Source organism: Methylobacterium sp. CM6246 (genome assembly GCF_054818005.1).
The window spans coordinates 145,697-169,311 of the sequence record NZ_JBTXKY010000001.1 but is presented as its reverse complement, the minus strand read 5'-3'; the positions used below and the strand labels follow the sequence as shown (position 1 = coordinate 169,311).

At 70.5% G+C, this 23,615-nt stretch carries 22 protein-coding genes; 15 read left to right on the top strand and 7 right to left on the bottom strand.

Annotation, left to right across the window (positions count from 1 at the left end):
* The first annotated feature begins 13 nt into the window (after positions 1 to 13).
* Complete coding sequence (locus tag ACYQPG_RS00845) at positions 14 to 766, top strand: bacteriorhodopsin (RefSeq protein ID WP_147910414.1); 753 nt, start codon at positions 14 to 16, stop codon at positions 764 to 766.
* Positions 767 to 840: 74 nt separating this feature from the next.
* The gene (locus ACYQPG_RS00840; RefSeq protein ID WP_461230003.1) at positions 841 to 1,707 is read left to right on the top strand and encodes a Brp/Blh family beta-carotene 15,15'-dioxygenase; all 867 of its coding nucleotides are present in this window, start codon (positions 841 to 843) and stop codon (positions 1,705 to 1,707) included.
* Between the two features lie 154 nt (positions 1,708 to 1,861).
* Here the strand turns inward: ACYQPG_RS00840 and ACYQPG_RS00835 are convergent, their stop codons facing one another.
* Positions 1,862 to 3,997 (bottom strand): S9 family peptidase, encoded by a 2,136-nt coding sequence (locus tag ACYQPG_RS00835; RefSeq protein ID WP_461230002.1) that lies wholly within the window; start codon positions 3,995 to 3,997, stop codon positions 1,862 to 1,864.
* Positions 3,998 to 4,379: 382 nt separating this feature from the next.
* Between ACYQPG_RS00835 and ACYQPG_RS00830 the strand changes: the two genes are divergently transcribed.
* The 3 genes from ACYQPG_RS00830 to ACYQPG_RS00820 all read left to right on the top strand — a co-directional run bounded on the left by ACYQPG_RS00830 (position 4,380) and on the right by ACYQPG_RS00820 (position 6,069).
* Positions 4,380 to 4,802, top strand: coding sequence for a Ros/MucR family transcriptional regulator (locus ACYQPG_RS00830; protein ID WP_461230001.1), 423 nt, complete (start codon positions 4,380 to 4,382; stop codon positions 4,800 to 4,802).
* A gap of 121 nt (positions 4,803 to 4,923) precedes the next feature.
* Positions 4,924 to 5,136 (top strand): hypothetical protein, encoded by a 213-nt coding sequence (locus ACYQPG_RS00825; protein WP_147910410.1) that lies wholly within the window; start codon positions 4,924 to 4,926, stop codon positions 5,134 to 5,136.
* 90 nt (positions 5,137 to 5,226) lie between these two features.
* Positions 5,227 to 6,069, top strand: coding sequence for a DUF6456 domain-containing protein (locus ACYQPG_RS00820; RefSeq protein ID WP_461230000.1), 843 nt, complete (start codon positions 5,227 to 5,229; stop codon positions 6,067 to 6,069).
* A gap of 108 nt (positions 6,070 to 6,177) precedes the next feature.
* Here ACYQPG_RS00820 and ACYQPG_RS00815 read toward each other — a convergent pair whose 3' ends face one another.
* The 4 genes from ACYQPG_RS00815 to ACYQPG_RS00800 form a co-directional block, all read right to left on the bottom strand.
* Positions 6,178 to 6,609 (bottom strand): SufE family protein, encoded by a 432-nt coding sequence (locus tag ACYQPG_RS00815; protein ID WP_147910409.1) that lies wholly within the window; start codon positions 6,607 to 6,609, stop codon positions 6,178 to 6,180.
* Between the two features lie 96 nt (positions 6,610 to 6,705).
* Positions 6,706 to 7,797 carry a sensor histidine kinase gene (locus ACYQPG_RS00810; protein ID WP_461229999.1) on the bottom strand — a complete coding sequence of 364 codons (1,092 nt, stop codon included), beginning with the start codon at positions 7,795 to 7,797 and terminating at the stop codon, positions 6,706 to 6,708.
* A 520-nt stretch (positions 7,798 to 8,317) separates the two neighbouring features.
* Positions 8,318 to 8,683: a response regulator gene (locus ACYQPG_RS00805; protein ID WP_147910408.1), complete on the bottom strand. Its 366-nt coding sequence runs from the start codon at positions 8,681 to 8,683 to the stop codon at positions 8,318 to 8,320.
* A 20-nt stretch (positions 8,684 to 8,703) separates the two neighbouring features.
* Complete coding sequence (locus tag ACYQPG_RS00800) at positions 8,704 to 8,997, bottom strand: STAS domain-containing protein (RefSeq protein ID WP_147910407.1); 294 nt, start codon at positions 8,995 to 8,997, stop codon at positions 8,704 to 8,706.
* A 447-nt stretch (positions 8,998 to 9,444) separates the two neighbouring features.
* On the opposite strand from ACYQPG_RS00800, the gene ACYQPG_RS00795 reads away from it, so the two are divergent.
* The 7 genes from ACYQPG_RS00795 (at position 9,445) to ACYQPG_RS00765 (ending at position 18,360) form a co-directional block, all read left to right on the top strand.
* Positions 9,445 to 10,584, top strand: a complete 1,140-nt coding sequence (locus ACYQPG_RS00795; RefSeq protein WP_461232403.1) for a methyl-accepting chemotaxis protein — start codon at positions 9,445 to 9,447, stop codon at positions 10,582 to 10,584.
* 379 nt (positions 10,585 to 10,963) lie between these two features.
* Positions 10,964 to 13,090 carry a chemotaxis protein CheA gene (locus tag ACYQPG_RS00790; protein ID WP_461229998.1) on the top strand — a complete coding sequence of 709 codons (2,127 nt, stop codon included), beginning with the start codon at positions 10,964 to 10,966 and terminating at the stop codon, positions 13,088 to 13,090.
* The gene (locus tag ACYQPG_RS00785; protein ID WP_147910928.1) at positions 13,090 to 13,551 is read left to right on the top strand and encodes a chemotaxis protein CheW; all 462 of its coding nucleotides are present in this window, start codon (positions 13,090 to 13,092) and stop codon (positions 13,549 to 13,551) included. Before ACYQPG_RS00790 ends, ACYQPG_RS00785 begins: the two co-directional genes overlap by 1 nt.
* A gap of 19 nt (positions 13,552 to 13,570) precedes the next feature.
* Positions 13,571 to 15,769, top strand: coding sequence for a HAMP domain-containing methyl-accepting chemotaxis protein (locus ACYQPG_RS00780; protein WP_461229997.1), 2,199 nt, complete (start codon positions 13,571 to 13,573; stop codon positions 15,767 to 15,769).
* A gap of 155 nt (positions 15,770 to 15,924) precedes the next feature.
* Positions 15,925 to 16,398, top strand: coding sequence for a chemotaxis protein CheW (locus ACYQPG_RS00775; RefSeq protein ID WP_461229996.1), 474 nt, complete (start codon positions 15,925 to 15,927; stop codon positions 16,396 to 16,398).
* Positions 16,399 to 16,420: 22 nt separating this feature from the next.
* Positions 16,421 to 17,266, top strand: coding sequence for a CheR family methyltransferase (locus tag ACYQPG_RS00770; protein ID WP_461229995.1), 846 nt, complete (start codon positions 16,421 to 16,423; stop codon positions 17,264 to 17,266).
* On the top strand, positions 17,263 to 18,360 hold the full coding sequence (locus ACYQPG_RS00765; RefSeq protein ID WP_147910599.1) for a protein-glutamate methylesterase/protein-glutamine glutaminase: 1,098 nt from the start codon (positions 17,263 to 17,265) through the stop codon (positions 18,358 to 18,360). Before ACYQPG_RS00770 ends, ACYQPG_RS00765 begins: the two co-directional genes overlap by 4 nt.
* 25 nt (positions 18,361 to 18,385) lie before the next feature.
* On the opposite strand, the gene ACYQPG_RS00760 is transcribed toward ACYQPG_RS00765, so the two are convergent.
* Entirely contained in the window at positions 18,386 to 19,276 is an 891-nt protein-coding gene (locus tag ACYQPG_RS00760) for a LysR family transcriptional regulator (protein WP_461229994.1), read from the bottom strand.
* An 87-nt stretch (positions 19,277 to 19,363) separates the two neighbouring features.
* On the opposite strand from ACYQPG_RS00760, the gene ACYQPG_RS00755 reads away from it, so the two are divergent.
* Complete coding sequence (locus ACYQPG_RS00755; RefSeq protein WP_461229993.1) at positions 19,364 to 19,765, top strand: DUF4260 domain-containing protein; 402 nt, start codon at positions 19,364 to 19,366, stop codon at positions 19,763 to 19,765.
* 288 nt (positions 19,766 to 20,053) lie between these two features.
* On the opposite strand, the gene ACYQPG_RS00750 is transcribed toward ACYQPG_RS00755, so the two are convergent.
* Positions 20,054 to 20,509 (bottom strand): hypothetical protein, encoded by a 456-nt coding sequence (locus ACYQPG_RS00750; protein WP_461229992.1) that lies wholly within the window; start codon positions 20,507 to 20,509, stop codon positions 20,054 to 20,056.
* Between the two features lie 671 nt (positions 20,510 to 21,180).
* Between ACYQPG_RS00750 and ACYQPG_RS00745 the strand changes: the two genes are divergently transcribed.
* Entirely contained in the window at positions 21,181 to 21,468 is a 288-nt protein-coding gene (locus ACYQPG_RS00745; RefSeq protein ID WP_461229991.1) for a DUF3761 domain-containing protein, read from the top strand.
* A gap of 797 nt (positions 21,469 to 22,265) precedes the next feature.
* Positions 22,266 to 23,576, top strand: coding sequence for a DNA-packaging protein (locus tag ACYQPG_RS00740; protein WP_461232402.1), 1,311 nt, complete (start codon positions 22,266 to 22,268; stop codon positions 23,574 to 23,576).
* The last annotated feature ends 39 nt before the right edge of the window (positions 23,577 to 23,615 follow it).

The window sequence follows — 23,615 nt, the reverse complement described above, 5'->3', positions numbered from 1 at the left end:
GAACGAGAGATTTATGACGCCTCAATTCTGGCTGTGGCTGGGCTTTGCCGGAATGGCAGCCGGAGCCGCCGCGATCCTGTTCATGGCGAAGCGACGGACGCATGCCGAGGAGGCCGATGGCATCATCCATGGCATCGTGCCGATCATCGCGGCTTGCTCCTACTTCGCCATGGCGACGGGACAGGGAAGCATCACCCTTCCGGCCGGCCCCGATGCGGGGGAGGTTGCGCGCCAGTTCTACTTCGCCCGCTACATCGATTGGACCTTCACAACACCACTCCTGCTTCTCGGGCTCGCGCGCACGGCGATGCATTCTGGGATGCGCCGGCCGGCCGTCGTCTGGGGACTGATCGGCTCCGACCTGATCATGATCGTCACGGCCCTGGCCTTCGGCCTATCGACGGTCGCCTGGATCAAGTGGACGTGGTTCGCCATCTCGTGTGGTGCGTTCGTGGCCGTATTCTACGGGATCTTCGTGCAGTTGCGCGCGGAGAACGCCGCTGAGCGGGCCGACGTGCGCACCGCCTTCCTTCGCAACGCGGTGTTCCTGACCGTCGTCTGGTGCGTCTATCCCGTTGTGCTCCTCATCGGCCAGGACGGCCTCGGCATCCTGTCGCCCACCTTGGCCCTCGCCCTGATCGCCGTCTCGGACCTGACCGCGAAGGTCGTCTACGGCATCATGGCGACGATGGAGACCACCCGCGCCGTCGATCGCGACCTGGCCGACGGCCGGACCACCGCGACACCGCTTCGCCGGGCGGCCTGATCGGGATGGCGGCTCGCACATCCAGTCCCGTCCTCGGGGTCCGTGATCGGGCGAGCCGCCGCCGGATCGGTTCGGTGGAAGCGAAGCTCCCGCCCCTGGCGGGCGCCCTCGCGGCGCTCGCCCTGATCGCCACGGCGGCCCTGCCACGCGACGTCTCCTGGCTCGTGGCCCTTGCCGTGGTGATCGTTCTCGGCGTGCCGCACGGCGCCCTGGATGGGGCCATCGCGGCGCCCCTGCTGCGTCCGCGTTACGGCCGGCTTTGGTTCGGGATCTTCGCGGTTCCGTATCTCGGCCTTGCCGCCCTGGTGCTACTGTCCTGGGAGATCGCACCGATGGCGACCCTGGCGGGTTTCCTCGCGTTGTCGGTCCTGCATTTCGGCGAGGAGGATTCCGGTCCTGGGCGGCCGTTCGAGGCCCTCGTGCGCGGCGGCCTGCCGATCGCCCTGCCGGCGCTGCTGCGGCCCGACGAGACGGCCGCAATGTTCGCGGCCGTGGCGCGAGTCCCGATGCCCCAGCTTCCCGATTGGTGGGCGGCCGCATCCTGGCTCTGGCTCGCCCTGGCCGCAGCCTGGGTGCTTGCGCATCGGCGCCGACGGGCCGTGCAGCTGGAGATCGCCGTGCTGGCAGCCGCCTTCTGGCTTCTGCCGCCGCTCACGGCCTTCACGCTGTACTTCGTCGCCCTCCACGCCCCCCGGCACATGCGCGCGCTGGTGTGCGATCCGATCCGGGCGCCGGGCGTGGACACGATGGGCAAGGCCGTCCTCGGCTCGCTACCGGTGTTCGGCCTCACGCTCCTGCTCGGCGCGGCCCTGTGGCCGCTCTACGCTGCGGGCTCGGACAACGAGGCCGTCACCCTCCTGACCCTCACGCTTCGCATGCTCTCCGCCCTGACGGTGCCGCACGTGCTCCTTGATCGGATCGCCGCCCGGCATCACGCTTGAACGCCCCTCCGTTCGCCGACCTTGGGATTTGCTCCTCGGGGTGAGCCCGGCCGCGTGCTCGGAGATCGCCGAGCCGTCCGCGGCCCTTCAGGTCTAGACCCAGAGCAAAGAGGGCCGCGCACGGGCTGCCGATCCGACCCACGTTCCGGATCTCCTACACCCTCCCCACCACCATCAGCGCGAAGGCGTAGATCAGCGCCACCTCCTCCAGCCGGTCGAAGCGGCCGGCCGCGCCGCCGTGGCCGGCTTCCATGTTGATGCGCAGGAGGATCGGGCCGCCGCCGGTCAGGGTGGCGCGCAGGCGGGCGACCCATTTGGCCGGCTCCCAGTAGGTCACGCGCGGATCGGTGAGGCCGCCGAGCGCCAGGATCGCCGGGTAGTCCTTGGCGGCGACGTTGTCGTAGGGCGAGTAGGACAGGATCGTCTCGAACGCCGCCACGCTCTCGGCCGGGTTGCCCCATTCGGGCCATTCCGGCGGGGTGAGCGGCAATTCCGCGTCCAGCATGGTGTTGAGCACGTCCACGAACGGCACGTCGGCGACGATGCCGGCGAACAGCTCCGGGGCGAGGTTGGCGACCGCGCCCATCAGCATGCCGCCGGCCGAGCCGCCATGGGCGACGATGCGCTTCTCCGCCGTGTAGCCGGCCGCGATCAGCGCCCGCCCGCAGGCGATGAAATCCGTGAAAGTGTTGGGCTTCTTCTCGCGCTTGCCGTCGAGGTACCAGCGCCAGCCCTTCTCGGTGCCGCCGCGGATATGCGCGATCGCGTAGACGAAGCCGCGGTCGACCAGGCTGAGCAGGTTCGTGCGGAACCCGGCCGGCATCAGCGTCCCGTAGGAGCCGTAGCCGTAGAGCAGGAGCGGCGCCGAGCCGTCCAGCGGGAGGTCCCGGCGGTGCAGGAGCGAGATCGGCACCTGCTCGCCGTCCGGGGCGGTGGCGAACAGCCGGCGGGTCACGTAGGCGGCCGGATCGTGCCCGGACGGCACGGCCTGGCGCTTGCGCAGGGTCCGGCCGCGGCTGTCGCAGGCATAGTCCCAGGTCTCGGACGGCGTCGTCATGGACGAGTAGACGAAGCGGATCGTCGCCGTTTCGAACGCGTGGCCGCCCCGCAGGCCCAGCGCGTAGGCCTCCTCGGCGAACGCCACCGTGTGCTCGCCGTCATCCGCGAGGTCGCGCACGATGATCCGCGGCCGCGCGTTCTCGATCTCGAGGCGGACCAGGTGGCCGGCCAGCAGGTGCAGGTGGCGGATCATCACCCCGGGCCGGTGGGGCACGAGGTCGGTCCAGTTGGCCCGGCCCGGGTCGTCGAGCGGCGCGGTGACGATCTTGAAGTCCTCGGCGCCGTCCGCGTTGGTGCGGATGTAGAGCCGGTCGCCCCGGTGCTCGACGTCGTAGATCAGCAGCGGCTCGCGCGCCTGCACCAGGCGCAGGGCGGCCGACGGCGCGTGCCGGTCGAGCAGCCGGACCTCCGAGGTCTCGTGGTCGCTCGCGGTCACGTCGAGGAACGCGCCCGATTGGGTGCGCCCGATATGGACGAAGTAGCCGGCATCCGCCTCGGTGTAGAGCGTCTCGTCGTCCGCCTGCCCGGTGCCGATCCGGTGGCGCATGACCTTGGCGGGGCGGTGGTTGGCGTCGAGGGCCACGTACCAGAAGCTGTGTCCGTCCGCGGCCCAGACCGCCTCGCCGGAGGTGGCCTCGACCCGGTCGTCGAGGTCGAGCCCGGTGGCGAGGTCGCGCACCCGGATCGTGTAGAGTTCCGAGCCCTTGGTGTCGGCGCTCCAGGCGAGCCGGCCGTGGTCGTCGGAATGGACCGCGGCGGCGATCTCGAAGAACGGCAGCCCCTCGCCCTCGCGGTCGCCGTCGATCAGGATCGTCTCGTCCGGGTCGGGGCCCGACTCCGGCACGTTCGGCGCGGTCGAGGGCCGGCGGCAGACCAGCGGGTGCTGCCCGCCCTCCCGGTGGCGGGTGTAATAGGCGTAGGGCCCGTCGGGATCGGGCACGCCGCTCTCGTCCTCCTGGATGCGGCCGCGCATCTCGGAGACCAGATTCTTGCGCAGGTCGGCGGCGCCGGCGAGCGCGGCCTCCGCGAAGGCGTTCTCGGCCTTGAGGTAGGCGGCGATGTCGTCGGGCAGGGCGGCGGGGTCCTTGAGGACCGCCTGCCAGTTCTCCGCTTTCAACCACGCGTAGTCGTCGACGATCTCCCGGCCGTGGACGCTGAAGCGCCGCGGCCGGATCTCGGCGACCGGCGCCCCGGTCCGGTGAGCAAGAAGGCCACGCCCGATATCCGTCATCGTCTCTCCCGCCGGGTTCCGTCACGCCCGGTCTGGGGATGTGTCCCGCCCGGGGCCGGGACGCAAGCCGCCGCGACGCCGGAACCGGCCAGGACATAACTTTAGGTAGGTTTCAAGAAAATGACGGTCTACTTCTAGATGGGATGGCGGAACTTTAAGTATCGCGCAACCGAAACATCGGCGCGTATCCATAATGATGTTCTAACTTGTAATACAAAACCGCCTGTTGTACCTTCGTATGAGGGATCGATTGGTGCACTCCCGGCCTGGGGCCGCCTGTTTGTGCTGGGTGCCACTCTGTCCCGATGCCTGCATCAGGCGCTGCTTGAACTGGCGAGGGCAGAAGCGAGACGCACGCTTCTTAGGAAATCGGGGGGACGTGGTGGAAGAGAACAGGAACGGGATCGATCTCGTCGGTGCGACGGCCGATATCGTGGCGGCCTATGTCAGCAACAACGCCGTCCCGGTGGGCGAATTGCGGCCGTTGTTCGGGAATGTCTACGCGGCCCTGAAACGGGTCGCGGAGGACCATGCCGGCGCGGTGGACGTGCGGGCGGAACCGGCGGTCCCGGTCGAGGGCTCGGTGACGGCGGATTACATCGTCTGCCTGGAGGACGGGCGGACGTTCAAGTCGCTCAAGCGGCATCTCCGCTCGAAGTACGGGATGAGCCCCGAGCAATACCGCGCGAAGTGGAAATTGCCCGCCGATTACCCGATGGTGGCGCCGAACTACGCCAAGGCCCGCTCCGAACTCGCCAAGGCGATCGGGCTGGGCCGGCCCGACGCCTTCCGGAGCGCCGCCTGAGGGCGAGCCGACCGGGACCGGGACCGCGAGCCGGGAAACCGGGACGCCGTCGGACGTTGGGTTGCGATGGCGCGCTTCCTGCGAGGCCGTCGAACCCCCGTCCGGCGCCGAGGTGCTGAGCATGAACGCCATTCCCGACCCGCAGGACGGCGATCCCGCGGAGGACATCGTGCGGGTGAACGCCGCCCTCTCCGAATGGGCCGCGCGTTCCGCCGCCGACAGCGCAACGCTGATCGATCGCTTCGAAGACCTGGGCTACGCGGTCCGGGGCAAGTCCGAGGCGGAGATCGCCGAGATCCTCCGCCAGCCGCCGACGGGACAGCGTCGGACCTGAATCCCGTATTAGGTAAATAAGCCTTGACAATCGGGCTGACCGTCCGGTAGGCGTGGTGACGGGCCTTGCGTACCGAGATTGGAACAAAACATGAACAAAAAGGCGAAGTCCAGCCGGGCGAAGGCGGCGGCGCGTGGGACGGCCGGGACGCCCCTGACGTCCGAGGCGGCGCGGCTTCTGGCCCGGCTCGGGGAGGCCGGGGCCTATGCCCGGCCGGATCCGCTCACCGAGGACGGGCTGCTCGTCCGCCGCGGCGGCGACGGGGTCTCGGTGGGGAGCGGACGCTTCTCCTGCGCGGCCGGGCAGGCGCTGGTCGAGGCCGACCTCGCCGCTTGGAACCCGGGCGGCACCCGGCTGACGATCGGCACGGCCGGGCAGGCGCGGCTGCGGCGCGGCGCGGCCCCGGACGGGATGGCGTTCCTGGCCCAACACCACGATCTCACGGTCGAGCCAGGCAGCGGGCCGGAGCCGACCCTGCGCAACGCCTCGGAAAATCCTCTGGCCTGGATGGTCCGGCGCCGGGGCGGCGACGGCGCGCCGCTGATCGACCCGGCCGCCTTCGAGGCCGGCGAGCGGCTGCGCCGGGACATGACCACGGCCGCGATGCTGCCCCGGATGGGGATCGAACTCGGCGCCCCCCGGGTCGACGGCGGCAGCGCCCGCGACCCGGCCGCCGCCTCCGACCAGGTGATCGCCGCGCGCCAGCGGGTCCGCGGCGCCCTCGACGCCGTGGGCGGCGACCTGTCGGGGCTGCTGATCGACCTGTGCGGCTTCCTCAAGGGCCTGGAGCGGATCGAGGCCGAGCGCCGCTGGCCGGCCCGCTCGGCCAAGGTCGTGGTCCGCATCGCCCTGGGGCGGCTGGCCGAGCATTACGGCCTGGCACGCGAGGCGACCGGACCGGACCACGGGCGGTTGCGGCTGTGGCGGGCGTGAGGGGGACCGGTGCGGACGCCGGAGGGGTCTCGGCTTCACCCTTTGCATCCGGCGATGCGGGAATGCGCCAGCCCGCGCGGGTGAGGGGCCGGCCGGGTCGGCCCGATCCTACGCCTCGGCCCCCAGGAACCGCACCGAATCCCGGTGGACCCGGTCGGCCATGGCGCGGACGCCGTTCGAGCGTTGCGGGGTCAGGTGCTCGCCCAAGCCCAGCTTGGTGTAGAGTGCGAACGCGTCGGTCTCCGCGGCCTCGCGCAGGGGTTTGCCGTCGAACAGCGCGATCATCAGCGCCACGAGGCCGCGCACGATGTGGGCGTCGCTGTCGCCGCGCATACGCAGGCGCGGCTCCGAGTCCGAGCGGTCGACGTCGAGGTCGATCCAGACCTGGCTGGCGCAGCCCTGGACCTTGTTGGTCTCGGCGTGCAGCGCCGGGTCCGGCGGCGGCAGGGCGCGTCCGAGCTCGATCAGGTAGCGGTAGCGCTCTTCCCAATCGTCGATGAACGCGAAATTCTCGACGATGGTGTCGATCGGGGGAACCATGATGGACCGGATCCGGATTTGGGCGGGGCCGCTATACGGCGCTGGGGGAGATCTGGCGACTCCCGTGCGAACCACCAGGGGGCGCGGCGCCGGAGATCAGGTCTCCGGCGGCTGCGTCGGCGGCAGGGTCAGCATCAGGGGCGTGGCCGTGCTGGCATCGCCCGCGACCTGGATCTCGGCCTGGGCCGCGTAGGCCGCGATCAGGCGCGGCCCGAGCTTGGGGATGTTGGACCGTCCGGTGGCGGCCATCTCGCTCACCCCGGAGACGATCGAGACGCGCAGCGGCTGCCCCTCCGCGCGCTCGATCTCGATGGCGATCGAGCAGGCGACGTGCTCGGCGGTGGCGTCCAGGCACTCGGCCACGATCTCGGCGACGATCATGCCCAGGGCGTTGGCGGTGCGCGGCTCGACCAGCCCGGTCCCGGAGCCGCTGACCTGCACGCCGATCCGTCCGGCCCGGCGCAGCTGCCCGAGGCCCGAGGCCAGGCGGTGCAGGTAGTCGTGCAGGTCGATCGACGCGATGTGAGGGGCCTCGTGCAGGTGCTGCTGCACCAGGGCGATCGCCCGCACCCGCTGGCCCAGCGCCTCGAAGCTGCCGCGGCACGGTTCCGGGGCGGCCCGCCCGTACAGGCCGATCAGGCTGACCATCACCTGGAGGTTGTTGCGGACCCGGTGGTAGACCTCGGCGAGCAGCGCCTCCTTCTCAGCGAGCGCCTGCTCGATATGCTCCTCCGCATGCTTGCGGTCGGTGATGTCGAAGCAGGTGCCGAGATAGCCCTGGAACCGGCCGTCCTCCACGAGCGGGCGGGCGGTGTCGAGCAGCCAGCGGTAGACGCCGTCGTGCCGCCGAAGCCGGAATTCCACCGTGAACGGCGAGCGCGCCGCGAACGCTTCCGAGACGATCTGGGCGTGGCGCTCGAAATCCTCGGGATGCAGGCCGCTGCGCCAGCCGACGCTCAGCTCCTCTTCGAGGGGCCGGCCGGTGAACTCCAGCCAGCACTCGTTGTGGTGGACCGCGTGGCCGTTCTCGTCCGAGCGCCACAGCATCAGCGGCACCACGTCGGCGAACCGCCGGAAGCTGTCGCCCAGCGCGACGCTGCCCGTCAAAGCGGCCCCGTGCGACGGATCTCCCGCCTGGTCGGCCGCCGGCGGCGCAGCCATTCCGGACCCTGGTGGCTGACCGCCCATTCTGTACCCGACCCGCTGTGTCGAACTGTGTGAGACGCCGTGATTGGTTCGTGATTGCGCCGGTCAACGTGCCGGTCGGGTCCCCGTTCCGATCCCACGTTGCCGCTGCCGCCGTCATCCACACGGGCCTGTGGATTCCCGCACGCGGCGGGATCGGGGTTACACGGGCTGGACGATTCATCTCCCGAGGGTGGGTCCCACACGCGATCACCCGCGCCGTCATTCCGGGGCGCCGCAGGCGAGCCCGGGATCCAGAACCGCCGTCGGTGCAGGAGCTTAACACGCCGGCGTCTCTGGATCCCGGGCTCCGCCGCGCAGCCCCGGAATGACGGCGCGGGGCTGTATCGATCAGGTCGTCACGAGAAAAAGACTGAGCCGTCCGCCCTGAGCGGAGATTAAAATTCTCCCCTGCCTGACCCGCAGTCACAAGGGGGCGGGGGAAACGCGTTGCGTTTCCGAGGCTTGCCGCCGAACGGCCCTGTTGTGTGCATCCGGTGGACCGCTCGGGAGAGGCGGCGGCTCAAGCCCGGATCAGCTTCGACACCACCGCCAGGAGCTGTTCCGGCTTGAACGGCTTGGTGATCCAGCCGGTGGCGCCGGCGGACTTGGCCTGCTGTTTCACCGACTCGTCCGATTCCGTGCTCAGGAACAGGATCGGCACGCCCGCGCAGGACGGCACGGTGCGCAGCTGCCGGATCATCTCGATGCCGTTCATCACCGGCATGTTGAGGTCGGTGATCACCAGGTCGATCGCCCCGGCCTTCGCCTTGGCGAGACCCTCGGCGCCGTCCGCGGCCTCGATCACCGTGTGGCCGGCGGGGCTCAGCACGATCTTGATCATCTGCCGGATGCTGGGCGAATCGTCGACGGCGAGAACGGTGGCCATGGTGGGGCGCGGTCCTGGGATCAGAGAGCGGGAGCGGCGTCGAACGGGGCGTGCGGTGCGATGCCGGCGCGCCGGAACGCCGTCACGACCGGGTCGGGCAGGTTGGTCAGGTCTAGGGTGAGGCCGCGCCGGCCGGCGGTCCGGGCGGCCGCGGCGACGAGCTGGACGAAGGTGATGTCGGTCCGTTCGATCGCGGCACAATCCAGCACGAGCCGCGACCCGCCCTCGATGGCGGCCAGCACATCGTCCTGGAGCGCCTGCGCGGTCCGCAGCGTACAATCGGCCGGCATCGTGAGGGTGAGGTGTTCGGCCATGAGCAATCCGCTGCTGAGGCGCGGCCGGACTGGCTGCAGCCGTACGCATAAAGAGTCGCGCCCGTTAAAGTTTCCTTGAGCTGACCATAACGGCCAGGATTGTCCGACCCGTCGCGCTGCAATTCCTGTTGAAAACTGCTCGACCGGGCCGGCGGAGCGGTTTTATATTTGCCGAATTCATTGGTTTTATTTCGGCATACCGGTTCGGCTGAGACTTGTATCCGACTGTATTTCAGCACCAATATGCGGCTTGTATTGATATTGACGTTTCTTGAGATGATGATCGCTTCAAAGCACAATGAGTCACATCATCTGCATGATTGGACGTCAGACTGCCCAGAGCATAACTTTTCATTCAGATGACGCGGCTAGGAACCCGGTGATTGATAGTCCTGCGTTCAAGCCTGTCCCCGGCAAGATCTGGCAGAGTCCGAGGAATACACGGTGATGGCCTTCTGGGGGCGCGCGAATCTCAGGACAGCTCGGGCGGACGCAGCGGATCCGCGCGCGGCTCAAGAGTCCGACCGGGCCGAGCCCGTCGCCGAGCCCGTCGCCGAGACCGCCGCCGACCCTGTGGTGGTGCGTCCGGAGGGCCGGGGCGCGGCCGCCGACGTGCTCCAGGCGCGGCTCGGCCTGTCGGAGGTCCAGCGCCGGACCCTGGATGCGCTGATCGACGAGCTCGGGATCATCTCGGCGGATGTCGAGGCCGACGTGCACGGCGTGTCGGACCGGTTCCAGCGGATCGCCACGACGACGCGGGGCCAGTCCGAGATCGTGCAGGGGCTGGTGACGGCGGTCCAGTCGGTCCGGATCGACGGGGCCGAGCGGCCGCTCGCCGAGGTCGCGGGGGCGCTCGGCGAAATCCTGGCGATGCTCAACGACCGGATCGGCTTCATGGCGTCGCGCGGCGCCACCATGGGGGATGCGCTGAACGGCGTGCTCGGCGAATTGTCCTCCGTGGACGGCAGCATCGCCGAGATCGAGAAGATCAACCGCCAGACCAACCTGCTGGCGCTGAACGCCAAGATCGAGGCGGCCCGGGCCGGGGAGGCCGGGAAGGCGTTCGCGGTGGTCGCCGACGAGGTCCGCAGCCTCGCCGGCACGATCAACGCCCTGTCGGGGGTGATCAAGCGGCAGATCGGCTCGATCGCCACCGGCCTGCGCAGCAGCCACGCGTTGCTGCACGACATCGCCACCATCGACATGTCGGAGGAGAGCCGCAACGCCGACGCCCGGGTCCGCCTGGTGATGCAGGCCCTGGTCGAGCAGAGTTCGCGATTCGCCGGCGTGCTGAGCCAGACCGTGCAGACCACCGAGGCGATCACCCAGGACGTCTCGGGCGCGATCGTGGCCATGCAGTTCCAAGACCTCGCCAAGCAGCGGATGCAGAACCTGCAGGCGATCCTGCGGGCGCTTCCGGCGGCCCCGGAGGCCGGCGCCGGGTCGGAGCGGGACTGGGCGGCCGCGATGATCGCCGGGTGTACCCTCGGCGAGGTCCGGGAGCGGATGTCCCACCGCCTGCTGGGCCAGGCGGCACCGGCGCGGCTGCACGACGACGATCCTCTGGCCGGCATCGACCTGTTCTGACTTCGCGCCCGTCTTCGGTGCGCGATGGGCGTATCCGATGCAAAAAATCTAGGGCGTTATGTAGAATTGGCGATAAGTCTGCGGAATTATTAGATTAATCTCGCTGTAGGTCTCCATATTTTGCAATCGAGAGCCGATTTTGTTCATCGCACCAAAATTAGGTTTCTTAAAGAAACGTATTTTAGCGCGGGAAAAGCGCAGATCTTAGATTTTTGATGGATAAAGCGCTTCATTTTTTAACGGGTTTAAAGTATGGTATGGCCTGATTGATAGACCTGATCTCGGCTCTATCGCGGGGTATAGCCTTTGGGCAGCGTCCTCGGTGGGCGCGTGATCGCCCCGGTATTTTCGAAGACGGCGCAACGGGATCCGCTCGACGATGACTGATCACGATCCACGCGCGGTGTTCCTGGCGGAGGCCAATGAGCTTCTCGACCGCCTTGAGACCACGCTGCTCGACCTCGGCGACCGGCCCGGCGAAACCGCGCTGGTCGACACCGCGTTCCGGGCCCTGCACACGATCAAGGGATCGGGGGCGATGTTCGGCTTCGACCGGGTCGCGGCCTTCACGCACGATTTCGAGACCGCCTTCGACCTGGTCCGGCGCGGCGCGGTGCCGATCAGCGCCGAGCTGGTCAACGTCTCCCTCTCGGCGAAGGACTACATCCGCACGCTGATCGAGGATCCGGAGGTCACCGCCCCGGTGATCGGCGATGCGATCCTGGCCGAGCTCGAGCGCCTGGTCGGCCGCGCGCAGGCCCAGCCGGCGCAGCAGGAGGGGGCGAAGTCGATCGCCGACGCGCCCGAGCCGGCCGCAGGCTGGCGGATCGGGATCGCGTTCGCCCCGGAGGTGCTGCGCAACGGCACCAACCCGCTGGCGCTGCTCGACGAGCTGCGCGAACTCGGCCCCTGCACACTGGTGCCCCGCCTCGACGCGCTGCCCGACCTCGGCGCCCTGGACCCGGAAAGCCTGGCGCTCGGCTGGGACGTGACCCTGCGCGGCGCCGCGACCCGGGAGGCGATCGAGGACGTCTTCCTGTTCGTGCGCGACGACATGGTGCTGACCCTGGCGCCGTTGCTGCATGGATCCCAGGACGCACCTCCGGGCGTCCCGGACCCAGAGCAGGAGCGGTCCGCCCTGCCGGCCGTCGCGCCGGCATCTGCGCCGGTGCCGGCTCCCGCGCCCGTCCCTGCGCCAGCCCCCGTGCCGGCGGTGTCGGAGACGGCGCCTGCGCCCGTGGCCCGGCCGCCAACCGTGCCGCCGCCGGCGGCAAAAACACCCGGGCGGCGCGGCCCCGCCCGCAGTGCCGAGCCGCGCGCGGCCAGCACCATGCGAGTCGAGGCCGAGCGGCTGGACGAGCTGCTCGACCGGGTCGGCGAACTGGTGATCGCCCAGGCCCGGCTGAGCCAGCTGGCCGGCCTCCACGCCGATGCCGGGCTCCAGACCATCGCGGAGGAGATCGAGCGGCTGTCGGCGCAGCTGCGCGACACCACCATGAGCATCCGCATGGTGCCGATCGGGGCCCTGTTCAGCCGGTTCCGGCGCCTCGTCCACGACCTGTCGGGGGATCTCGGCAAGCCCGTGACCTTCGTGACCGAGGGCGAGGACACCGAACTCGACAAGACCGTGATCGAGCGCCTGGCCGATCCGCTGGTGCACCTCATCCGCAACGCCATCGACCACGGGATCGAGGATCCCGCCCGCCGGGGCGCCTCCGGCAAGAGCGCCACCGGGCGGATCACGCTCAGCGCCGAGCATGTCGGCGCCCAGGTCCACGTCACCGTGCGCGACGACGGCGCCGGGCTCGACGTGGCGCGCATCCGCGCCAAGGCCGAGGAGCGCGGGCTGGTGGCGCCCGGCACCCCGCTCACCGACCAGCAGGTCTACCAGTTCCTGTTCGCGCCGGGCTTCTCCACGGCCCAAGCGATCTCGTCGCTGTCGGGCCGCGGCGTCGGCATGGACGTGGTCAAGCGGACCATCGAGGCCCTGCGCGGCTCGATCGACATCACCACCGAGCCGGGGGCGGGCACCGCCCTCGTGCTGCGCCTGCCGCTGACGCTCGCGATCATCGAGGGCCTGCTGATCCGGGTCGGCGACGGCCGCTACGTGCTGCCGCTGGCGGCCGTGGAGGAATGCGTCGAGCTGCCCGAGGGGGGGCGCAGCGACCGCGGCCGGGACTTCCTCAACATCCGCGGCGACCTCGTGCCGTTCCTGCGGCTGCGCACCCTGTTCGCGGCGGCCGGCGAGCCCGACCCCTACCAGAAGGTGATCATCGTCTCGGTGGGCGAGGCCCGGTTCGGGCTCGTGGCCGACCAGATCCTCGGCAATCACCAGACGGTAATCAAGTCGCTGTCGAAGCTGCACGCCGACGTCACGACCTTCTCGGGCGCCACGATCCTGGGCGACGGCACCGCGGCCCTCATCATCGACCCGGCCCAGCTGATGGCCGGCGGGCAGATCGGCGCCGCCCCGGACGGGCTGCGCGAATACCGCGAGGTGGCGTGATGACCGATTTCGTCGATGCGATCGAGCAGGGCCACGCCTTCCAGGTCGTGATGATGCGGATCGGCACCGAGACCTTCGCGCTCGGGGCCGGGATGGTGCGCGAGATCATCGACCCCATCCCGACCACCCGGGTCGCCGGGGCGCGGCCGCATCTCGGCCACGTGGTCAACGTGCGCGGCAACGTGGTGCCGCTCGCCGACATCCGCGAGCGCTTCGGCATGCCGATGGACGCCGCGACGGCCGATACACGGTTCGTGGTGATCGAGCTGGATCTCGACGGCGACCCGACCCTGGTCGCGCTCGTGGCCGACAAGGTGTTCGAGGTGACCTCGGTGCCCCTCGAGACCCGCCAGCCGGCGCCGACGATCGGCACGTCGTGGCGGCCCGAATACATCCGTTCCATTGTAAAGTCCGGGGAAGAGTTCGTCATTATTCCGGACATGCAACAAATATTAAATTGATTATGCTTGGAGATTGTCGATGCGCTTTTCAATCAAAGCCAAGCTCGCGGCCGGGTTCGGCGTCATGCTCATCCTCGTCGGACTGGCGGGTTGGGTCGGTTATTACAAGCTCGTGAATACCGATGCGGCCCTGCAATACGTGCTCGGCCGCGCGGACCTGAACACCCTCGCGCTGGAGGCCAAGTCCGATCTGTTCAACGCCATATCGCTGACGCGCGCCGCGGTGATCGCAGTCGACGACGACCAGATGGCGGTTTTCGCCAAGCAAGCGTCGGAGAGGCGCAGCGCCGTCCAGGCAAAGCTGTCCAAGATCAAGGATCAGATCGATACCGAGAAGGGCCTGCGGCTCTACGATGAGGTCAAGGGCCGGCTCGAGAAGCAGGCGGTGATCGCCGGCCAAGTCGTCACGCTGACCCAGGTCAATTCCAATGTCCGGACCTGGACCGAGATCGAAACGGTCGGCATCCCGGCACTGAGGGCCCTGCAGGCGGATCTCGAGGCTGTTTCGGCGAAGGCCGGGACCGACGCCGGCGTGGCCCGCGCCGTCGCCGCATTCCAGATCCAGATCGAACGGGCCTGGGGCGGCCTGAAGGCCACCACCGGGGCGATCAGTTACCCCGCGCTGGAGCAGCATGTAAAAGCCGCGCGGACGTTGGAATCCAACCTCGCGCCGAGCCTCGACGCGCTGCTCCGCGCCCTGGCCGAGTCCAAGCACGGGATGGCCGGAGACCATAGCCAGGGGTCGCCCGTCCGGCCCTCGTTCGACCTCTGGATCGCCTCGTTCCGAAAGGCCCTGGCCACGGTCGAGAACGGCGCGACCATCCGCGCCGCCGACCTTGCTGCGGGCGACTACGTCACCGCCAGCACGGCGACCCTGCAGGCCATCGACGCCTTGGCTCAGTACGAGACCCAGCAGATGGCCGACGCGGCCGAGCACGCCCGGGTGGAAACGCGCGACGGGCGGACGATCCTGATCGCCACGGTCGCCGGGGCGCTGCTCCTCGGATTCATCATCGCCACCTGGCTCGCCGTCTCGATCGCGCGCGGTCTCCTGCGGGCGGTCTCACTTGCCGAGGCCGTTGCGGTGGGAGACCTCGGCACGACGATCACCGTGACCTCGCGGGACGAGATCGGCGACCTCGTCGCCGCCCTGAACCGCATGACCGCCAGCCTCAACGACACGGCCGCGATCGCCAACGCGATCGCGGCGGGCGACCTCACGGTCGAGGCGCGCCCCCTCTCCGACAGGGACTCGATGGGCCGGGCGCTGCAGACGATGCTCGGCAAGCTCCGGGCGATTGTGGCCGACGCGTCGGTCGCGGCCGGCAACGTGTCGGCGGGTTCGCAGGAGCTGTCGGCCTCGGCCGAGCAGCTGTCGCAGGGCTCCACCGAGCAGGCGGCCTCCACCGAGGAGGCCTCGGCGTCGATGGAAGAGATGGCCGCCAACGTGAAGCAGAACGCCGAGAACGCCAGCCAGACCGAGACCATCGCGCGCCAGTCGGCCAAGGACGCCGAGGTCAGCGGCGCCGCGGTGGGACGCGCCGTCGATGCGATGCAGACCATCGCCCAGAAGATCACCATCGTGCAGGAGATCGCCCGCCAGACCGACCTGCTGGCCTTGAACGCCGCCGTCGAGGCGGCCCGCGCCGGGGAGCACGGCCGCGGTTTCGCGGTGGTGGCGTCCGAGGTGAGGAAGCTCGCCGAGCGCAGCCAAGCGGCGGCCGCCGAGATCGGGACCCTGTCCTCCGACACGGTCAAGGCGGCCCAGCAGGCCGGCGAGATGCTCGGGCGTCTGGTGCCCGACATCCGCAGGACTGCGGGGCTGGTGGAGGAGATCTCCGCGGCGTGCCGGGAGCAGGATGTCGGCTCGGCCCAGATCAACCAGGCGATCCAGCAGCTCGACAAGGTGACCCAGCAGAACGCCAGCGCATCCCAGCAGGTCTCGGCGACCTCGGAGGAACTGGCGACCCAGGCCGAGCGGCTTCAGGCGACCATCGCCTACTTCCGCATCGAGGACGCCCAGACGGGCATCGACCAGGCGGTCTCGCGGCTGCGTGGCGTGGCAACCCGGATGGGGACTGCGCCGGCCGCGGCCTCCCCGGCCCGGGGCGGCGCCAAGGCCCGCGTCGGCCGGCCGACCCTCGCCCCGGGCGGTAACTTCGCCCTGGACATGGGCGAGGGCGACGCCCGCGATGCCGACTTCGTCCGCGTCGCCTGACCGATCCCGGCACCGCGCGGGCTCCCTCCGCGCGGCGCCTCCCGTCGAGACGCCCGATCCCCGAGACCCCCGATCCTCACGTCGCCGCGACGAAGCCCCGTGTCCCCCGCGTTCCGGGCCGGATCCGGCCAGCCGCGACCCAGCCGGAGACCAGCATGTCCAGCCTGTGGCAATACCTGACCCTCGGCCTCGATCGCGAGATCTTCGGGATCGACATCGAATCCGTACATGAGATCCTCGATTACCGCCCGCCGGCGTCCCTGCCGCAGGCGCCGCCGTTCCTGGTCGGCATGATCGACGTGCGCGGCCAGAGCTACCCGGTGGTGGACCTGCGGACCAAGCTCGGCCTGCCGGCGATCCCGGCGACCCCGGCGACCCGGATCATCCTGCTGAACATCCCCATGGGCGACCGGCCGATGCGGGTCGGCTTCGTGGCCGACCGGGTCATCGAGGTGACCGAGCTCGACAGAGCGGAGCTGGAGCCCGCCCCCGATGTCGGCGGCCGCTGGCGCTCGACCTACATCGCCGGCATCGGCCGGAAGGGCGACGCCTTCGTGGTGGTGTTCGACCTCCGGGCGCTGATGGCCGGGGAAGACCCGGCGCTCCTGTTGCCTTCGCTCGCGGCCTGATCGCCCCACCGGGAGCCACACCATGCCGCGCCTGAACGACCGCCATTTCGAAACCGTCGCGGAGATGATCCAGGACCGGGTCGGAATCCAGATCCCACCGGCCAAGCGCACCATGGTGGAGGGCCGGCTGCGCAAGCGCATGCGTGCGCTCGACATCGAGACCCTGACGGAATACGGGCGGCACGTGTTCGATCACGGCCACCTCGCCGAAGAGTTCGTCCACATCATCGATTGCGTCACCACCAACAAGACCGACTTCTTCCGCGAGCCGGCGCATTTCGACCAGCTCCGGGACGAGCTGATCCCGATGCTGCGCCGGAACGGCATCACCCAGGCGCGGCTCAAGCTGTGGAGTGCGGCCGCCTCCACGGGGGCCGAGGCCTACACCCTCGCGATGGTGCTGCACGACATGGCGATGGCCGGGCACGCCCTCGACTACGCGATCCTCGGCACCGACGTCTCCACGGAGGTGCTGCGGGTCGCCGCCGACGGCATCTATCCGGACGACGTCCTCCAGGCGGTGCCGCCGCATTTCCGCAGGCGCTACGTGATGAACGCCCGCAACCCGTCCTGGAAGGTCGGGCGGATCGTCCCGGAGCTGCGCAGCCGGGTCCATTTCAAGCACCTGAACCTGATGAACGCACAATATCCGGTCGATCGCGACGTGGACATCATCTTCTGCCGGAACGTTTTGATCTATTTCGACAAGGATACCCAGCGGGCTGTGCTGTCCAGGCTGGCCACGCACCTGCGGCCCGGCGGCTTCCTGGTGGTCGGCCACTCGGAATCGATGGCCGGGGCCGGGGTGCCGGGCCTGGCTCAGATCTCCTCGACCATCTTCGGCCGGACGCCGGGCGCGGTCGCGTGAGGCGGGGCGCGCCGATCCGCGTCCTGATCGTGGACGATTCCGCCTCGGTCCGGCAGACCCTGGTGGGCATCCTTGAGGCTGCCCCCGACATCACCGTGCTGGGCACGGCGGCCGACCCGTTCATCGCGGCGCGGCGCATCCACGACGAGGTGCCGGACGTCATCATCCTCGACCTCGAGATGCCCCGGATGGACGGGCTGACCTTCCTGCGCAAGATCATGGCGCAGCGGCCGATCCCGGTGATCGTCTGCTCGACGCTCACCGAGGACGGCTCGCGGACCCTGTTCGAAGTGCTGGAGGCGGGGGCGGTCGATGTCTTCCCGAAGCCCCGCGTCGACACCCGCCAGTTCCTGATGGAATCCTCCGTGCGGGTCTGCGACGCCGTGCGGGCGGCGGCCCGGGCGAAGCTGCGCCCGGGCCTTCCGGCTCCCCGGCCGGTGGAGGCCAAGCTCACCGCCGACGCCGTGCTGCCGCTCAGCGCCCGCCCCCGGGCCCTGGCCGGGACGGATCCGATCGTCTGCATCGGCGCGTCCACGGGCGGCACCGAATCCCTGCGCGACGTGCTGGAGGCGCTGCCGCCGGATTGCCCGGGCCTGGTCATCGTCCAGCACATGCCCGAGCACTTCACGGCGGCCTTCGCCAAGCGGCTGGACGGGCTCTGCGCCATCGCGGTCAAGGAGGCGGAGGACGGCGACGCGGTGGTCCCCGGGCGGGCCCTGATCGCCCCCGGCGGGCGGCACCTGCTGCTCCAGCGCAGCGGCATCCGCTACACCGTGGCGGTGAAGGACGGCCCGCTGGTCTCGCGCCACCGCCCGTCGGTGGACGTGCTGTTCCGCGGGGCCGCGCAATGCGCCGGCGCCAACGCGCTCGGCATCCTCATGACCGGCATGGGTGACGACGGCGCCAACGGCCTCCTGGAGATGCGCCGGGCCGGCGCGCTCACGGTGGCGCAGGACGAGGAGAGCTGCGTGGTGTTCGGCATGCCCAAGGAGGCGATCGAGCGCGGCGCCGCGGCCAAGGTCCTGCCGCTGGACCGGCTGTCCCACGAGATCATCCGCTTCGGCTGCGCCCCGGCCCAGCGCCAGCCGGCGTGAGCCGGAGCGCCGCGGGCGCGCGCACTCAGCCGCCGCGCAGCAGGGCGCCGAGCGCGTCCGTCACAAAATCGGCGACGCGGCGGATCCGGGCGTTGCCGCGCACCTCCTCGTGCAGGACCAGCCAGACCGGCAGCGGCGCGAGGGCAAGGCCGATCTGTGCCTGCTCCAGCTCGGGGTGGCGTCCCGCCAGGAGGACCTGGGCGAAGCCGAGGCCGGCCCCGGCCCGCATCAGGTTCCAGTAGGCCATCTGGTCGTCGCAGCGGATCGGGAAATCCGTGCGCGCCGCCCGGAGCCCGTGGGCGGCATAGGCCCGCAGCAGGGCGTCGCTGCGGTCGAAGCCGAGGACGTCGTGCTCATCGAGGTCCGCCACCGTGCGGGGCCGACCGCGGCGCTCGAAATAGCCGCGGGTGCCGAACAGGCCGAGCGGCGCCTCTCCGAGCCTGCGGGCGATCAGCGCATTCTGGGTCGGGTCGAACATCCGGATGGCGATGTCGGCATCCCGGCGCAGCAGGTTCTGGGCCTGATCCGAGGCGACGAGTTCAATCTGGATGCACGGCTCGGCCGCCCGCAGGTCCGCCAGGATCGGCGGCAGCAGCAGGTTGGCGACCATCACGGAGGCCGTGATGCGCACCGTCCCGCGCAGGCCCTGCGCGCGACCCTGAGCCTTGAGCGCGAAGGTTTCGGCGGCTTCGCCCATGGCGCGCGCGGCGTCGATCAGGCCGAGGGCCGCCTCGGTCGGATCGAGCCCCCGGGCCGAGCGTGTGAACAGGGTGACGCCGAGCGCGGTCTCCAGCGCGCGGATATGCCGGCTCAGGGTCGGCTGGGTCGCCCCGATGCGCGCCGCGGCCGCCGACAGCGAGCCGGCCTCCACCACCGCCAGGAAGGCACGCAGCAGGGTCCAGTCGAGGGTATTCATATTTCGGGTACCGCCATGCCGAATCTCGATATCGCCATTCGGAAATGGATCGGCGAGCCTCGGGATCGTCAAGCGGGAGACGACGTCATGGCCGGAATGGTAACGGGAGTGCCGCGGCTGCTCCTGCGTCTCGAAGGCGTCTGCATCGCCGCTGCCGCCACGGTGGCGTATGGCCGCCTGGACGCCGGCTGGTGGCTGTTCGCCCTGCTCTTCTTCGTCCCCGACCTGACCCTGCTGGGCTATGTCGCCGGGCGGTCGGCGGGGGCTGCGCTCTACAACGCCGCACACGGGTACGGCCCGCCTGTCGCCTGCCTGGCCTGGGGCGTGTTCGGGCCGGCCCCGGAGGCCCTCGCGGCGGGGCTGATCTGGGCCGCCCATATCGGCTTCGATCGTGCCCTCGGCTACGGCCTCAAATACGCCGACGGCTTCGGCGTGACGCATCTGGGGCCGCTGGGGGGGGGTCCGAGGGGTTCGCGGGCCGACGCGTGACGGGGCCCCAATCGGCGGCCCCCGGCCCAGCACCGGCTGGCGTCAGGCATCCGAGGCCGGCCCTGTCGGCGCCGTCTGTCGCGATCCGAGGAGCGTGCCGCCCCGCGCCCGTCGATCCAGGAGGCGCGCGAGGCCGGGAAAGACCGGTCAGGCGGGGCTTTCAAAACCGCACGCGCTCCCGCGGGGCCCGACCGGCGCGTCTTCGTGAGGCGCTCACCATCGGAGGGCCGGCGCGCGCCTTCCGGGCCACGACCGAACCCTCCCTGCTTCCGCTGTCCCGGCCACAGGTCAGGCCCGGCGGCGTTGACCCGACAGCGTGTCGTTGGCGACGGCGCGGGGCGCCTCGGACTGGATGTTCACCATCGGCTTGTGCGCGGCGGCGGGATGCCGGCTGCGCACGGCGGCAAGGAGGAGGCCGGCGAAGACCGCCGCGCTTCCCGCGCCGAACGGGGCCAGGAGGACCGCGCCGGGGCCGAACCATGGCCATGCGCCGACACAGGTCAGAATGCCACCCGCCAGGGTGGCCAGCACCAGAACGAACACTTCGCCCCCGTATTCATTTTCGAACGCGTCGCCGACGCGCCAGTCACATAGATTACCGTCGCACAGGTCTCCCCGGCAACCCCAGTATTTTTGCAGGACGCGCGACGAAAACGGCTCGCTCCATGTCCAATACGCAGATCGGACGCGGGTGACTGCAGCGTAAGCACGGTTCGACCAATAAAGTATCGAACCGGATTTCATGGTGCCTCAAGACTTTTTCTAGACCTGTGCTTGGTGTTCGACGGGCGCCGGGCCACCGCATACGCGAAGGTCTGTCTCGATCGCGTGCAGTCCCGGACCTGTCGCTCTGCTCTGGAAGCCTGCGCCGGGGCCATCGACAGCGCTGCCGCTCCCGGGCGCTGCGCGCATCGCCAAACCCGGAAAACCCACCGCAGACGGCAATCAGGAGCCTCTGACGGTGCAGGATCCCGACCCGCCGATGAGGCCGGATCCGGCGCAACATCCGGCCCCGCAAAGGAAATTTCGCCATCGCGCGCCGTCGCGGTGCCGCACGGTGCGGATCGGGTCTCGCCTGGGACGCGGCGCGACCCGCGCGGCCCCGCCGCCCACGATTACAACTTGCGAGATGTTTAAAGCTAACCCGAGATAGTCCGTGACGGCCCCGCATGGGTTGTGTCTGATGCCATTCGACACAACCCATAGGGTACCCTGTGAGACCGAACCCGATCCGCCCCGGGGCTTTGCTGTCGGCCGATGCCGGGCCCGCCCGAGGATCCGGTGGCGGTCGCGGGCCGAGCGCCACCGGCCCGAACGACACCGCGCGCGACGATTCCCGGGCACCAGTAAGCCCCTTGCCGGCGCGGTCGCCAAGCGCGGTCGCCAAGCGCGGTCGCTATGCCCGGTGCCGACCGGTGAGGCCCCATGCCTGCGCGCGGCTGGTGCTGGCCGGTGCCGTGCTTCTGGGATTCGCGGGCGCCGCCTGCGCCCGGGATGTCCGCGAGCCGGACGAATCGACCCTGGACCGGCATGGCCATTACCGCAGCCGCGACGGCTCCGAGGTGCATCGCCCGGCCAAGACCCGCGACGGCGGCAAGCCGGGCGGCGCCACGGCCAAGTGCCGCGACGACACCTGGAGCTTCAGCCACACGAGGCGCGGCACCTGCTCCGGCCATGGCGGCGTGGCGCGGTGGGAGGGGTGAGTCGGTGCCCCGAAGATCTGCCTAAAATCCGTTTCTAGGATTTTAGAGATTGACACCGTCGCGCTCCTCGGGTACAAGACAGGCACGGTCGAGAAGTGTGCGGAGCGGCGGCGATGCGGTCCTTCGATGCGCTCCCGTCGGAGCGGCGCGCCCTGGCCGAGCAGCTCCTGCGCGAGACTGCGTTGACGCTCGAAGAGATCAGCGCCTGCACCGGCGTCAAGCCGGCCACGATCTCCACCTGGAACGCCCGGTCCGGCTGGCTGAGGCCGCGCCGCTGGCGGCAGGACGTGGTGACGCGCTGGCCGGAGGCGCGCCGAGCGGCGCTCGGCCGCCTCATCGGCGCGGCGCAGAACGATCCCGGCGACGTCGCCGAGGCGGTCGGGATCGGGCGCGACGCCGCCCGCCGGCTGATGGCGGTCTGCGGCGTGGCCCGGCCCGAGCCGCCGGCCGAGCCCGAACGTGAGCCCCAGACCGAGCTTTCGGAGGCGGCGGTCGAGCGCGGGATCCTCGATCCGGACTCGGCGGCAGACCCGCCGGTCCTGCGGGCGCACCTGCGCGCCCACATCGCCCGGCAGATCGCCGCCTTCGACGCCGCCTTGAGCGGGCAGGGGGCGGCGGTGCTGGATTCCGCCCGGGTGCTCCGCGACCTCGGCGGTCTCAAGCGGCTGCTCGACGAGATCGCTCCGGGGCAGGCGCGTGCGCGGACCGGCGGACCGGCGGACAGGCGCAGGGGGAGGGCGGCGATGGCGGCACCGGACCCGACCTGCCTGCGCTCCGCACGGAGATCGCGCGCCGCTATGCTGGCTTTGTCCGCGACCGGAAGGCTGCCTGACTTCCTCGCGACCCTGCCGGCGCCGTTGGTCTGCGCCCTGGCCGACGACTGGCTGCACCAGGCCCGCCCCGACCAGCTGCCGCCCGCCGAGACCGCGACGCCCTGGACCACCTGGGCGGTGATCGGCGGCCGCGGCTGCGGCAAGACCCGCACCGGAGCCGAGTGGGTCGATGCGCTGGCCCGGGGCGATCCGGCCTTCACGCCGGAGCCGGTCGGGCGCATCGCCCTGGTGGGCGAGACCCATCTCGACGTGCGCGACGTGATGGTCGAGGGGCCGTCCGGCCTGCTCAACCTGCCGGCCCGGGGCCGGGTGCGCCCGCGCTGGTCGCCGAGCCTGCGCCGGCTCGCCTGGGACAACGGCGCGGTGGCCCAGGCCTTCTCGGCGGAGGAGCCCGACGCGCTGCGCGGCCCGCAATTCGGCGCCGCCTGGTGCGACGAGGCCGCCAAGTGGCGCCGGCCCGAGGCCGCGTTCGACATGCTGCAATTCGGGCTGCGGCTGGGCACCCGCCCGCGCAACCTCGTCACCACCACGCCCCGGCCGGTGCCGCTGATCCGCCGCCTGCTCGCCGACCCGCGCACCGTGGTCAGTCGCGCCCGCACCCACGACAATGCCCGGCACCTCGCCCCGGATTTCCTGGAGCAGGTGGTCGGGCGCTATGCCGGCACCCGCCTCGGCCGCCAGGAACTCGACGGCGAGCTGATCGCCGACCGGGACGATTCCCTGTGGGAGCGTGCCGCCCTGGAGGCCGGCCGGGTCGGCGCCGCGCCGGACCTCGCCCGGATCGTGGTGGCCGTGGATCCGCCCGCGACCTCGGGCGCGCGCTCGGATGCCTGCGGGATCGTGGCCGCGGGTCGGGCCGGCACCCACGCCTACGTGCTGGCGGACGCGAGCCTCGCTCGGGCGAGCTCCCAGGCCTGGGCCGGGGCAGCGCTGGCGCTCTATCATCGGTTTCGGGCCGACGCCCTGATGGTCGAGGTCAACCAGGGCGGCGAGATGGCCGCCGCGGTCCTGGCCCAGTGCGACCCGGCGGTGCCGGTCACGCCCGTCCGCGCGACGCGGGGCAAGTACCTGCGCGCCGAGCCGGTGTCGCTGCTCTACGCCCGGGGGCTCGTCCACCATGTCGGGGCCTTCCCGGCCCTGGAGGACGAGCTGTGCGATTTCGGTCCGGACGGCCTGTCAAGCGGCGGCTCGCCCGATCGCCTCGACGCCCTGGTCTGGGCGGTGACGCACCTGCTGCTCGACGCACCCCGCGCGCCGCGGATCCGCGGCCTCTGAAACCAAATTGTGCGCGGTCACACGGGAACGTGACGCCGG

Coding starts and splice junctions, on each gene's coding strand:
- ACYQPG_RS00800 (WP_147910407.1), bottom strand. CDS start 8,997: ATGGCCGAACACCTCACCCTCACGATGCCGGCCGATTGTACGCTGCGG.
- ACYQPG_RS00740 (WP_461232402.1), top strand. CDS start 22,266: ATGCTGGCTTTGTCCGCGACCGGAAGGCTGCCTGACTTCCTCGCGACC.
- ACYQPG_RS00795 (WP_461232403.1), top strand. CDS start 9,445: ATGGCCTTCTGGGGGCGCGCGAATCTCAGGACAGCTCGGGCGGACGCA.
- ACYQPG_RS00835 (WP_461230002.1), bottom strand. CDS start 3,997: ATGACGGATATCGGGCGTGGCCTTCTTGCTCACCGGACCGGGGCGCCG.
- ACYQPG_RS00825 (WP_147910410.1), top strand. CDS start 4,924: ATGAACGCCATTCCCGACCCGCAGGACGGCGATCCCGCGGAGGACATC.
- ACYQPG_RS00750 (WP_461229992.1), bottom strand. CDS start 20,509: ATGAAATCCGGTTCGATACTTTATTGGTCGAACCGTGCTTACGCTGCA.
- ACYQPG_RS00815 (WP_147910409.1), bottom strand. CDS start 6,609: ATGGTTCCCCCGATCGACACCATCGTCGAGAATTTCGCGTTCATCGAC.
- ACYQPG_RS00775 (WP_461229996.1), top strand. CDS start 15,925: ATGTCCAGCCTGTGGCAATACCTGACCCTCGGCCTCGATCGCGAGATC.
- ACYQPG_RS00755 (WP_461229993.1), top strand. CDS start 19,364: ATGGCCGGAATGGTAACGGGAGTGCCGCGGCTGCTCCTGCGTCTCGAA.
- ACYQPG_RS00780 (WP_461229997.1), top strand. CDS start 13,571: ATGCGCTTTTCAATCAAAGCCAAGCTCGCGGCCGGGTTCGGCGTCATG.
- ACYQPG_RS00820 (WP_461230000.1), top strand. CDS start 5,227: ATGAACAAAAAGGCGAAGTCCAGCCGGGCGAAGGCGGCGGCGCGTGGG.
- ACYQPG_RS00845 (WP_147910414.1), top strand. CDS start 14: ATGACGCCTCAATTCTGGCTGTGGCTGGGCTTTGCCGGAATGGCAGCC.
- ACYQPG_RS00770 (WP_461229995.1), top strand. CDS start 16,421: ATGCCGCGCCTGAACGACCGCCATTTCGAAACCGTCGCGGAGATGATC.
- ACYQPG_RS00790 (WP_461229998.1), top strand. CDS start 10,964: ATGACTGATCACGATCCACGCGCGGTGTTCCTGGCGGAGGCCAATGAG.
- ACYQPG_RS00785 (WP_147910928.1), top strand. CDS start 13,090: ATGACCGATTTCGTCGATGCGATCGAGCAGGGCCACGCCTTCCAGGTC.
- ACYQPG_RS00810 (WP_461229999.1), bottom strand. CDS start 7,797: ATGGGCGGTCAGCCACCAGGGTCCGGAATGGCTGCGCCGCCGGCGGCC.
- ACYQPG_RS00760 (WP_461229994.1), bottom strand. CDS start 19,276: ATGAATACCCTCGACTGGACCCTGCTGCGTGCCTTCCTGGCGGTGGTG.
- ACYQPG_RS00805 (WP_147910408.1), bottom strand. CDS start 8,683: ATGGCCACCGTTCTCGCCGTCGACGATTCGCCCAGCATCCGGCAGATG.